Origin of the sequence: Bacteroides sp., from assembly GCF_019417265.1 — a bacterium.
GTDB lineage: Bacteria > Bacteroidota > Bacteroidia > Bacteroidales > Bacteroidaceae > Phocaeicola.
Genome location: NZ_DXVR01000001.1, coordinates 127173 through 140090 on the forward strand (window position 1 = coordinate 127173; position 12918 = coordinate 140090).

6 protein-coding genes and 2 pseudogenes are annotated in these 12918 nt (G+C 41.2%); 7 read left to right on the forward strand and 1 reads right to left on the reverse strand.

From position 1 onward, the window contains the following. The first annotated feature begins 15 nt into the window (after window positions 1-15). From QZ379_RS00435 to QZ379_RS00450, 4 genes and pseudogenes are all read left to right on the forward strand, one after another. On the forward strand, window positions 16-1476 hold the full coding sequence (locus tag QZ379_RS00435) for a DUF5114 domain-containing protein (RefSeq protein WP_291556861.1): 1461 nt from the start codon (window positions 16-18) through the stop codon (window positions 1474-1476). A gap of 13 nt (window positions 1477-1489) precedes the next feature. Beyond that, entirely contained in the window at window positions 1490-2569 is a 1080-nt protein-coding gene (locus QZ379_RS00440) for a glycosyl hydrolase 53 family protein (RefSeq protein ID WP_291556864.1), read from the forward strand. A gap of 79 nt (window positions 2570-2648) precedes the next feature. After that, window positions 2649-5069: pseudogene (locus tag QZ379_RS00445) on the forward strand (glycoside hydrolase family 2 TIM barrel-domain containing protein); the annotation flags it as partial. Between the two features lie 69 nt (window positions 5070-5138). After that, a pseudogene (locus tag QZ379_RS00450) lies at window positions 5139-6167 on the forward strand (glycosyl hydrolase 53 family protein); the annotation flags it as partial. A gap of 64 nt (window positions 6168-6231) precedes the next feature. On the opposite strand, the gene QZ379_RS00455 reads toward QZ379_RS00450, so the two are convergent. Continuing rightward, window positions 6232-7143 carry an AraC family transcriptional regulator gene (locus QZ379_RS00455; RefSeq protein ID WP_291556865.1) on the reverse strand — a complete coding sequence of 304 codons (912 nt, stop codon included), beginning with the start codon at window positions 7141-7143 and terminating at the stop codon, window positions 6232-6234. Window positions 7144-7318: 175 nt separating this feature from the next. On the opposite strand from QZ379_RS00455, the gene QZ379_RS00460 reads away from it, so the two are divergent. The 3 genes from QZ379_RS00460 (at window position 7319) to QZ379_RS00470 (ending at window position 12903) form a co-directional block, all read left to right on the forward strand. Beyond that, window positions 7319-8392, forward strand: coding sequence for an efflux RND transporter periplasmic adaptor subunit (locus QZ379_RS00460; protein WP_291556868.1), 1074 nt, complete (start codon window positions 7319-7321; stop codon window positions 8390-8392). A 20-nt stretch (window positions 8393-8412) separates the two neighbouring features. Further along, window positions 8413-11529, forward strand: coding sequence for an efflux RND transporter permease subunit (locus tag QZ379_RS00465; protein ID WP_291556871.1), 3117 nt, complete (start codon window positions 8413-8415; stop codon window positions 11527-11529). A 69-nt stretch (window positions 11530-11598) separates the two neighbouring features. Continuing rightward, entirely contained in the window at window positions 11599-12903 is a 1305-nt protein-coding gene (locus QZ379_RS00470) for a TolC family protein (protein ID WP_291556874.1), read from the forward strand. The last annotated feature ends 15 nt before the right edge of the window (window positions 12904-12918 follow it).

Consider the following 12918-nt stretch of genomic DNA (forward strand, 5'->3'; position numbering starts at 1 on the left):
ACAGTAATGGATAAAATGAAAACTTTAAATAAAATATTTATAACCCTCGCATCAATCTTTGCATTAATATCTTGCGAGAAGGATGGAGACAAAATTTATCTCCAGAGTTTAGGTTCAGGTGAACTCATAGCTACTACAGACAATGTCGTTCTAACATCTGAAATGTCACAAAAAATTGTTCTATCGTTTGCGTGGAAAGAACAGGATGTACAGATAAGCGACACAACTGTAGGAACAGCTGCAAAAGCAAAAAACTATATGGAGATTTCACTGTCAGAGGATTTCTCCGGACAGGTTTACAAAAATGAAACTACATCTAACTCTATAGCTTACAATGGTGGTGAACTTAACTCTATTGTAAACGAACTTGGAGCAAAGGTCGGTGAAGCGAATAATGTATTCTTCCGCCTCGGAAGCACAACAGGCGAAAACATACCTTATGCCTATAGTAATGTGGTAAGAGTTGCTATTACACCGTATGTTATAGATATGAACACGGGAATAGTTGTTGAGTCTAACAATGACAATGCTAACCTGGGAGAAACAGGTGTAATCTTATATTCTCCAGAGGCTAATGGGATATACAGTGGTTTCATGTTTACTCCATACGGATGGTATCATTACTTCCTTAAGGAAGGAAACGGATTGATGTGGGGAACAGCTGGTGATGAAGGAGCTTTCCACATAACAAGTGACGCAGGAAACAACAGACAAAATATGTGGTTCCCGGGAACGACTGGTTGCTACTACGTAAATGTCAATACAAAGGAAGCTACTTGGGATGCACTTTATATATCTTCTCTAGCTATATCAGGACTAGGTGAAAACCCTATCAACCTGACTTTGGACAAGGAAAACAATTTATGGATAGCATCATTCACCGCTACTGAGGCAGGAGAAAAGACCATTACAATCTCCGGAAACGGTGATCAATGGAATGTAGAGACCGGAACAAACGACGGCGCAGGCATTCCTGTAAACGTTGCATTTGCAAATGAAAACAATAATCTTGTACTTGCTGACAACGCAGGAAATATTTCTGTAACAATACCAGAGGCTGGAGAATGTACTATAAAACTGGATTTAATAAATCCTAATGAAAGAAAAGTATATGTTGAAGCTGGAGGTACAGACATACCGTCATCGTATTCTCAGACTCTTGATGTAGTACATTACAATGATGATGGCAGTGAAGTAGCTCTAACGACATTAAATCTGGTAAATAAAGATAAAGGCATCTATACTGGTACATATTCAGGTGATAAACTTGATTTCCAGATTATTGATAGAACAAACTCCGTATGGTACGGTTGTGACCCCAACGACAACACTAAACTCTCATCATCTGAAGATAAATGGGATATGTGGTTTAATGGCGGTAATACGGTAAACGTAACCATTACAGTAAATTTAAGTGAAGGAATATGGAACTATACAGATAATCAAGAAGATTTTCCAGAAGAAATAACCGAATAAACTGAATAAAATCATGAAAAAACTTAAATACATATTCATGGCATTGGCAATAGCTTGCGGAGCCATGACAACATCATGTAACAATGAGGAAAAACCTACATTTCCTGAAACAGAAGGAACAGATGATCCTACAGGTGGTTATGACATGACTGGATTTGCAAGAGGAGCAGACGTAAGCTGGCTTACAGAAATGGAAGCATCAGGCAGAAAATTCTACGATTCAAAAGGTAGAGAACGTGAATGTATGGAACTGCTTCGTGAACTCGGAATGAATGCCATAAGACTGCGTGTCTGGGTTGACCCTGAAGAAGGATGGTGCTCAAAAGAAGATGTAATCATCAAAGCATGGAGAGCACATAATCTAGGATACAGACTGATGATTGACTTCCACTATAGTGATACGTGGGCTGATCCGGGAAATCAGACAAAGCCGGCAGCATGGCAAAATTATAGTTTTGACGAACTTAAAAATGCGGTATCAGAACATACAAAAGACGTATTATCTGCACTTAAAGATAAAGGAATTGATGTAGAATGGGTACAAGTTGGAAATGAAACACGTACTGGTATGCTTTGGAACGATGGAAAAGCATCAAACGGGAATACAGCAAACTTTGCAGAACTTGTAAAAAGCGGATATAATGCTGTAAAAGAAATATATCCAGACGCACAAGTTATTATACATATTGATGAAGGTAATAATCCCAACAGATATAACTGGATTTTCGATGGATTAAAAGAAAATGGCGCTAAGTGGGATATTATTGGAATGTCACTTTATCCGGAACCGGATGGAGATAATGAGGCTAAAAAAGATTGGAAAAAGATGAATGATGACTGCATAGCCAATATGCAAGCACTAATAAGCAAATACAACACTAAAGTAATGATGTGTGAAATAGGTATTCCATGGAACTACGAAGAAGCAGAAGCATTCTATACAGATTTTATCACGAAAGCTAAAGCAGTTGAAGGATGCCTGGGAGTGTTCGCATGGGAACCACAATGCTATGCCGGATGGGAAGGTTACCAGAAAGGCATGTTCAATGATGAAGGCTACCCTATGAGTTCATTGAATGCTTTTAAAAGATAAATAAAAACATTATTTTTACAGGGTATATGTTATTACCGTACATATACCCTGTTTTATAACCAAATAAACCTTTTACTTAATGAAACTGACAAAATTAATCACTGCATTACTTTTTCTTGTATCAACATTCTCCGGAAATGCATATGCCCAAAGAAACATTGAGACCCTCGAAAAGGGATGGAAATTCTTTAAAGATGAGGCATCAGGAGCAGAGAAATCTGACTATAATGACAGCAAATGGGAAAATGTAACAGTTCCTCATGACTGGGCTATATTCGGTCCGTTCGACAGAAACAATGACTTGCAGAATGTAGCCATTACCCAGAACTTTGAAACACAGGCTTCTGTAAAGACAGGACGTACAGGAGGACTGCCATACGTAGGTGTGGGATGGTATAGGGCCACATTCAACGTAGATAAGGACAAACAGACTACCCTTGTATTCGATGGAGCAATGAGTGAGGCTCGTGTATATGTCAACGGACAGGAAGCGTGTTTCTGGCCTTTGGGATATAACTCATTCCACTGCGACGTTACAAGCCTCATTAACAAGGATGGTAAAAACAACATTCTTGCCGTACGCCTTGAAAACAGGCCTCAGTCTTCAAGATGGTATCCGGGTGCCGGACTTTACAGAAATGTGCATGTAATAACTACAGAAAAGATACATGTTCCGGTATGGGGTACACAGATTACTACACCTCATGTAGGAAAGGATTACGCTTCTGTAAATCTTCGCACAGAGATTAAAAATGCTGATAAAAAGAAACTGACAGTAATCACCAGAATATATTCCCCTGAAGGCAAGGTAGTTGCCGTCAAGAACAACCAGGGATTTATAAATCACGGACAGCCGTTCACACAGAATTTTGTTGTGAACGATCCATTGTTATGGTCACCTGAAGAACCTAATCTCTACAAGGCTGTTTCAGAGATTTACGCAGACGGAACTCTGCAGGACACATATTCCACAACATTTGGAATACGAACAATAGAGTATATAGCCGACAAGGGTTTCTTCCTTAACGGGAAACACCGTAAGTTTCAGGGAGTATGCAATCACCATGACTTAGGTCCGCTTGGAGCAGCCGTAAATGTATCTGCTCTGCGTCATCAACTGAGACTTTTAAAAGATATGGGATGCGATGCTATCAGAACTGCTCATAATATGCCTGCTCCGGAACTTGTAAGGCTATGTGATGAAATGGGCTTTATGATGATGATTGAGCCTTTTGATGAATGGGACATAGCAAAATGCGACAACGGCTATCATCGTTTCTTCAACGAATGGGCTGAAAAAGATATGGTAAACATGCTCAGACAGTATCGTAACAATGCATGTGTCGTGATGTGGAGTATCGGTAATGAAGTGCCTACACAGTGTAGTCCTGAGGGTTATAAAGTAGCAAAATTCCTACAGGATATTTGTCATAGGGAAGACCCTACACGCCCTGTTACATGCGGTATGGACCAGGTGAGCTGTGTACTGAACAATGGATTTGCAGCTATGCTTGATATCCCGGGATTCAACTATCGTGCACATCGCTATGAAGAAGCGTATGAAAGACTGCCTCAAAACATAGTTTTAGGCTCTGAGACATCTTCAACCGTTAGTTCAAGAGGAGTATATAAATTACCGGCTGAAAGCAAGGCAGACGCCAAATACGATGACCACCAGTCTTCTTCGTACGACCTTGAATACTGTTCATGGTCAAACATTCCTGATATAGATTTCGCACTTGCAGAAGACCATGAATGGACTATAGGACAGTTCGTATGGACCGGATTCGACTATCTTGGCGAACCAAGCCCATACGACACCGATGCATGGCCTAACCATAGCTCCATGTTCGGTATAATTGACCTTGCGTCTATTCCTAAAGACCGATATTATCTCTACAAAAGTGTATGGAACAAGGATGCTGAAACTCTGCATATACTGCCACACTGGAACTGGGAAGGACATGAAGGAAAGGACGTGCCTGTATTCGTATATACCAATTATCCTTCGGCTGAACTGTTCGTAAACGGGGTTAGCCAGGGAATAAGGACAAAGAATGACTCTACAGTAGTGAACCGCTACCGTCTGATGTGGCATAATGTGAAATATCAGCCGGGAGAATTAAAAGTCATTGCTTACAACAGCAACGGTAGTAAAGCCGCTGAAAAATCCTTACATACCGCAGGAAAGCCTTACCGTATAAAACTTGTTTCAGACTACACAAGTCTTAAAGCCGATGGTAAAGATTTAGCTTACGTTACTCTTCGTATTGAAGACAAGGATGGCAATCTCTGTCCTACAGACGGACGTTTAGTGAACTTCCGTGTTGATGGTGCCGGCAAGTACAGAGCCTCAGCCAATGGTGACCCTACATGCCTTGACTTGTTCCACAAACCGGAGATGCATGCATTCAACGGAATGCTGACAGTGATACTACAAGCAGGAGAGAAACTCGGCAAGATTCGTCTTCGCGCGTCGGCCAAGGGATTGAAGACAGGAGAGTTTGAAATACCTGTAACGGAATATTCGGCAGAAAAAGAAGATTATGAGCCTTTCTATAAGGGTGCAGACATCAGCTGGGTTACAGAAATGGAATCACAGGGCCACAAATTCTACAATAAAAAAGGAGAGGAAAAGGAATGTACTTCACTGATGAAAGAACTTGGTCTTAATGCTATCCGTCTTCGTGTATGGGTTAATCCTAAAGAAGGTTGGAGCAGCAAGGAAGATATGCTTAAGCTGGCACGCCGCGCGAAGGAAAACGGAATGGAACTGATGGTGGATTTCCATTACAGTGACTGGTGGGCAGACCCGGGGCAACAGCATAAGCCTGCGGCATGGAAAAATCTCAGCTTTGACAAACTGAAGACAGCAATGGCAGACCATACTAAAGATGTTCTTGAAGCGTTGAAAGCAGAAGGAATCACTCCTAAATGGGTACAGGTAGGCAATGAGATACGTCCGGGTATGCTTTGGGATGAGAATCCGGAAACAAGCGGTGCTTCATATGATATCCGCGAATGTGATGTAAAAGAGTCGGGAAGCAAATCAACTGCTGTAAAATTCAGAATGAACCGGAAAAACCTGGCAGAGCTTATTAACTCCGGATATGACGCTGTAAAATCAGTTTTTTCGGGTTCTACAGTTATTGTGCATCTCGACAATGGATACGACAAAGAACTGTATCGCTGGTTCTTCGATGAACTGAAGGCAAACGGTGGCAAATGGGACATGATAGGAATGTCTATCTATCCTTACTGGACAATGATGGAAAAACCGGAATATACTCCGGAAAAGACCATAAACGATTGTATTGAGAATATAAGACTCGTAAACGAGAGATATAATTGTGATGTGATGATAGTAGAGACCGGAATGGAATGTGCGGACGATAATGGCAACTTAGCCAACAAGGAAACACTGAATAAAGGTTACAAACTGCTGAGAAAGTTAATCACAAAATGTATTGAAAGCACTGATGGCATTTGCAAAGGTGTATTCTATTGGGAACCTGAATGCAAACCTAACAAATACCGTCTCGGCGCATTTACAGAGGATGGCAGACCAACAGAAATAATGGATGCATTCATGCCATAACATATACAGAACAGAAAATAATGAAACGGACAGGATTGCGTAAAAACAATTCTGTCCGTTATTTTTAACTCTTCATATAAGCCTTTGGAGACATACCTGTTTTCCTCTTAAAATACTTCCCGAAGAAAGACTGATTGGCAAAATTAAGCATATCACACACCTCCTGTACCGTATATTTATTGCTTTTCAACAATGCTTTTGCCTCCAAAATCACATAATCCGTTATCCACCCACCGGCCAGTCTTCCAGTAACATTCTTAATAACCTGAGAAAGATATTTTGGGGAAATACATAATACATCAGCATAAAATGTTATACTGCGTTCCTTCATATAATTCTTCTGTACTGCCTGCATAAAACGTTTATAGATTTCCTGATTTCTATTATACTCAGCAGAATCCTCAACATTATTCTTCATTTTGGTGAAATAATTATAGGCGTTGTACATCAAAACCTGGGTATAGCCGTGCAAAGCACCTTCGCGAAATAAATTATCGGTCTCAGCCAGTTTCGATTTCATCCTTTTGTATATATCCAAAGCCTCATCAATGAATCCTCTGTCAAGATGCAATACCGGATTGGTATAAATATGCTGCTGTATGGAAAGTGCCGTGTCAATATTTTTCACCACATTGAAAAAATCATCGGAAAAAGCTATTACAGCCATACGTGTATCGGGCAGCAGACTGCAAAATTCACCTATATTACCTTTAAATACAGTAATGGCATCGCCAGCTCGCGCCTCAAAATCTTCCAGATTGATTTTCACCCTTATTCCTCCGGAAAGTATAAGAATAGATATTGTAAAAGATAATTTCATAGGGTAATTGACAAATGACAATCCTTTGGTGTTTTCCTCATTACCCATATCATCAAAATTATCAATAAGTATGAACTTATTGTCGATATGTAGCGCTCCGGGCTGTACCGACAAATCACTTAAATTCAGGGGCAAAATAATATTATCACTCTTCATATTAAAATCATATTGTACCTTTTGAAGAACAAATATATGAAAAATAAGCGTGAACGCATAATGTTTCAATCCTTCAGACCAATTTACTGTTCTTTTTGATAATGCAAGAGAATAAATAAATACTCAATTTTGCATCATTAAAAAGCATATTATAAACATAAAAAGCATATTGATAATGAAAAGAAGAAAATTACTATGTCTGCCGGCATTACTGCTATGCCTGTTGTGTTCATGCAGCGAACAGAAAAAAACATCTTTACCTATTCACAGTGTTGAAATAACGACTCCTGTGCCATCATGTAAAACAACAACCAAAAGTTATCCAGGAATTGTACGTGAGGCACATGAAATAAGTCTGGGATTTAAAACTGCCGGACAGATAAAAAGTATTCACGTAAAAGAAGGGGATTATGTAAGCAAAGGTGAGTTACTTGCCGAACTTGACGACGAGGATTATAAACTCGGTGTAGAAGCATTGCAGATACAATACGACCAGCTGAAAGACGAAGTGGCAAGAACAAGAAAGCTGTTTGAACAGAAAAGTGTTTCTGCAAATGATTATGAAAAGGCATCTGCCGGATTCAGACAACTTGGAGTGCAGTTGCAGGTAAACAAAAACAAACTGGAATATACCAGACTGTATGCACCGGAAGACGGATACATACAATCGGTAAATTTCTCACCTGCTGAGATGGTTGATGCAGGTACCGCAATGTTTACTTTCCTGGACGTATCGCACCTGGAAGTAAAAACGGATTTGCCGTCAAATACTTTTAAAAATATTGACAATGTAGCAAGCTACGACTGTATGGTTTCATCGGAAAAAGAATCACGGACATATCCTATGGACTTTTTAAGCCTGTCACCAAAAGCCGACGGAAACCAGTTATATCAGCTAATCATTAAATTCAGAGAAAAACCGGAAAGACAGATTACTCCCGGAATGAACATTGAGGTACGTCTGACTATAAATGAAGGGAATGACAGTAAGGATGGATTTAAGATTCCTGCCTGTTCGATATTCAAGAGCAGTGACAACTCATGTGTATGGGTACTGAAAGAGGATTCCACAATAGAGAAAAGAATTATAACCATTGATAATAACTTTTCAGGAGAACAGGTTGTAGTAACAAAAGGCCTTGACGGAACAGAAAAGATTGTACGTGCAGGTGTAAACTCACTACAGGAAGGAGAGAAAGTAACTGTCATAGAGCAACCTGAAAAAAGTAATGTCGGAGGACTGATATGATAAGAATTACAGAATACTTTATGAAACGGCCAATGCAATTCTGGTCGTTCGTAACAGCTATAATAATTGCCGGAATACTTTCCTTCATCCAGATGCCTAAGCTTGAAGACCCGGCAGTCTCAGCAAAGCAGGCTATGGTCATAGTACCATATCCGGGAGCAAGCGCACACGAAACGGAGTTTAAAGTAGCTCTGATGATGGAAGAGGAATTGCGGGCACTGCCTGACGTAAACAAGATAAAGACCGAATGCAGAAACGGAATGGCAATGTTTACGGTGGAATTCCAGATGACCGTCCTTACCAAAGATCTGGAACAGCATTTCGACCTGCTACGCCGCAAGGTAAACGATGCATCATCCAGACTTCCACAGGGATGTTATGACCCTATAGTGATAGACGACATGATGGACGTTTACGGTATCTTCTACGCATTTACCGCCGACGGATATGATTATCCTGAAATGTACAAATACGCCAAAATGATAAAGCGTGAACTGTCCGGCGTAAAAGGCGTTAAACGAATAAATATTGTAGGAAACCGTGACGAGGTAATAAATATCACTCTGTCAAAAGAACAGATTTCAAGAAACGGAGTGATACCTACACAAATCATGTCCACTTTGCAGGGAGCATTCAAGACTGTAAATGCCGGAAAATATCAGAGCGGAAACGAGCTTATTCCTATTTATGTGGACTCGGAAAGCAAGGATGAAAACGACATCAGGAATCTTCTGATACAGACTACTGACGGCAAAACTTTAAGATTAGGAGATATAGCCAAAATAGAAAGGACATACTCCGAGCCTCAAAGGAACGGTTTCTTCGTCAACGGCAAGCCGGCGCTCGCAATCTGTATAGCAATGGAATCGTCGGCCATAGTACCTGACGTAGGAAAGGCTGTCGATAAGCGTCTTGATGAAGTAATGAAGAATATCCCGGTGGGAATGAACACAGAGAAGATATTTTTCCAGCCTGATAAAGTGGAGGATGCCATTTCTTCTTTCATGTGGAATCTGGTGGAATCAGTAGCCATAGTAATACTGGTACTGATATTCACTATGGGGTTCCGTAGCGGTCTTATTATCGGATTCGGTCTGATACTTACAGTAGCCGTATCTTTCCCTATACTGTTGGTATGCGGAACCACACTTCAACGAATATCATTGGGAGCATTCATAGTGGCTATGGGTATGCTTGTGGACAATGCTGTGGTTATAATGGACGGTATTCTTATTGACAAAAAACGAGGACTTGCGCCAAAGAACTACCTCTACAGAATAGGGCAGAACACAGCCATGCCACTGCTCGGTGCCACCATCATTGCTGCGTCCACATTTCTGTGTGTCTATCTGTCGCCTGACTCGGCAGGAGAGTATTCAGGCGACCTGTTCCTGGTATTATGCGTAAGCCTTCTGGCAAGCTGGATACTGGCTCTTGTGCAAGTACCTGTATGCGCAAAGATATGGTTGCCGGCAAGGGAACATACTGCCGAAAATGGTAATAAAACAGTAATGAATTCACCTGTACACAAGTTTGTACGTGGCACTATATCACGACTTATAGAATACAAAAAAACGGCCATAGGAGTTGCATTTGCAATACTTATATTGTGTTTTGCCGGAATGAACAAAGTCAAAAATCTGTTTTTCCCTGATTTCGACTATAAACAGTATGTAGTGGAATGCTTTTTCCCTTCCGCCACCAGTCCGGATGTGGTACGGAACAAACTTCTGGAGATGAGCAATCTGTTGTCCGAACGCAAGGATATAGAAAGAATTGCTGTCAGTCAGGGAAGCGCACCTGCACATTATTGTCTTGTCAGACCGATGACATCCGGAGGCGACTGTTACGGTGAACTGATTATCGACTGCAAAGACTATAATACGGTAGTGAAACAGATACCCGAAGTAAGACGTGAATTGAGAGAAAAATATCCTGACGCATACTTACGTTGCAGGAAGTATAATTTCTCAATCTCCACATCACATACTGTAGAGGTGGAATTCGCCGGACCGGACCCTGCCGTGCTGAAAGAATTGAGCAGCAAGGCAGAGGATATAATGAGAAAATGCGAGTACGTTGACCCGTATTCCGTACAAAACAACTGGAAGCCATACGGTAAATCGTACGTCACAAAATATTTACAACAGGATGCGCTGCGTTCAGGAGTAGGAAGAAGTGATATTGCCAATGCCCTTATGGCTGCCACAGACGGAATGCCTGTAGGGGCAATCAATGATCAGGACAAGACTATCGTGGTAAACATGCTTGTCAGAAACGAAGACGGAAGCCGTATAGACGATTTGAATGATATTCCTGTATGGAGCATGATGAACCTTCATCTGTCTAATGACGAGCTTAACTCGGCCATTGCAGGAGGGAAAGGGATGAGCGAGCTGCAGGACAAGATATTCCGTGCAACTCCTCTAAGCCGTGTCGCTGAAGAAATAACTATGGAATGGGATGAAGACATCGTTATGCGCCTAAACGGACAAAGGGTTATAGAGGCAGAATGTGACCCTAACTCAGAAATTGACGAAGCCACACCGGCAAAAGTAGTGGAATCAATAAAAGAGGAGATTGAAGCTATTGACTTACCGGCAGGATACAGCATGAGATGGGTAGGCGAAGGAGAAATACAGGGAGAAGCTATCAGCAACCTAATGAAATATGTACCTATTACCATCTTCATTATACTTGCCATACTTCTGTTGCTGTTCAACAGTTGGAAAAAGGTTATACTCATTCTGATATGCTTCCCGTTCGTATTTTGCGGTATCGTTCCTTCGTTATTGATAACAAACCAGCCTATGACATTTATGGCAATTATAGGTATGATGGGGCTGATAGGTATGATGGTCAAGAATGCGATTGTACTTGTGGACGAAATTAACAGACTGCAGACAGAAGAAAAGAAACTGCCATATACAGCAGTAATCGAAGCTACCGTATCCAGAGTTCGCCCGGTATTGATGGCATCACTTACCACAATTGTAGGTATGATACCTCTCATTACCGACCCGATGTATAGCTCAATGGCTATCACCATAATGGGAGGATTGGCAGCAGGTACACTTATCACATTGATATTGTTGCCTATCTTCTATACGGTACTTTTCAATATAAAGAAAGCTTAATCACATACATCAATCTTTATAAAAATGATAAACAGACTTTTTCAAATATTATTTACAACAACTGTTTTTATGTTTATCCAGAATATAAACGTAAAAGCACAGGAAACAATAAAGCTAAGCCTGGCTTCATGCCGGGAAATGGCTTTAGCGCAAAGCGAATCTCTGCAACAGACTGAACATAAATACCAGCAGTCGCAACTGGACAATAAAATAGCGACTTCGGCTTTCCTTCCGAAATTTGAGGCTTCAGCCACTGGAACATACGTATTTCCGGATATGGACATGATGGGTATGGACCTCAGAATGCGAGGAATGTATATGGCAGGAATAACCCTTACTCAACCACTGTATGCAGGAGGGAAGATAATGACAGGAAAGAAACTCTCAAAACTGGGAGAGTCTATAGCAGCCGAACAGAAAAGGATGACAATGATGGACGTGCTGGTAGAAGCCGACAATGCTTACTGGACACTGATTGCCGTCAGACAAAAGGTAAAAATGCTGGACAGTTATAAAGAACAGATGGAGTCGCTGTATTCTCAAGTGAAAACCGCTGTCGGGGCAGGGCTGAGCACAGAGAATGAGCTTCTGAGGATAGAGGCAAGCAGGAGTGACATTTTATACCAGATACAGAAGGCTAAGAACGGAGAGGACTTATGCCGCATGTCACTATGCAGAATTACCGGCATTGACTCAAATGCAGAACTTGAACTTACCGACACAACGATACACGTTAATGAGCCGGGACTTCTGACAGCGGATATTAACGGACGACCTGAACTCAATCTACTCAAGCATCAAATGGATGCTACTCAAAAGCAGATACAGATGTCGCGTGCAAACATGCTGCCGACAGTAGGACTTGTAGCAGGATATACATATTACGGCAATATCAAGCTTAACAGTATGGTTGACGCAGGCAACGGAACCATGATGCCGTACTCGCAGGAATTCCGCGATGGGTTAGGGGCTGTAATGTTGTCTTTGAATATTCCGATATTCGAGTGGGGTGCAAATCTGAAGAAAGTGAAAAAAGCAAAGCTTGATTTCAAGAATGCAGAACTGGAATTAAGCAGGAACTCACGGCTTATGACTTTGGAAGCTCAAAGCGCTCTGAAAAATGTTTACGACGGATTCCAACTTATCAGGACAGCAGAAGTTGGACTTAAACAGGCGGAGGAGAATTTGAGAGTTACCAATAACAAATACAATGTTTCGATGGCATTGCTTACTGACTTGCTCGATGCACAGTCGCAGTGGAAACAGGCGAAAAGCAATCTCATCGAAGCACAAACACAGTATAAAATTTATGAAACCGAGTATTTAAGGGCAACCGGAAGGCTGAATCTGGATTTTTCTCCGGATTGCCAATAATTATCCCCAAACAGA

Coding starts and splice junctions, on each gene's coding strand:
- QZ379_RS00435 (WP_291556861.1), top strand. CDS start 16: ATGAAAACTTTAAATAAAATATTTATAACCCTCGCATCAATCTTTGCA.
- QZ379_RS00440 (WP_291556864.1), top strand. CDS start 1,490: ATGAAAAAACTTAAATACATATTCATGGCATTGGCAATAGCTTGCGGA.
- QZ379_RS00455 (WP_291556865.1), bottom strand. CDS start 7,143: ATGAAGAGTGATAATATTATTTTGCCCCTGAATTTAAGTGATTTGTCG.
- QZ379_RS00460 (WP_291556868.1), top strand. CDS start 7,319: ATGAAAAGAAGAAAATTACTATGTCTGCCGGCATTACTGCTATGCCTG.
- QZ379_RS00465 (WP_291556871.1), top strand. CDS start 8,413: ATGAAACGGCCAATGCAATTCTGGTCGTTCGTAACAGCTATAATAATT.
- QZ379_RS00470 (WP_291556874.1), top strand. CDS start 11,599: ATGTTTATCCAGAATATAAACGTAAAAGCACAGGAAACAATAAAGCTA.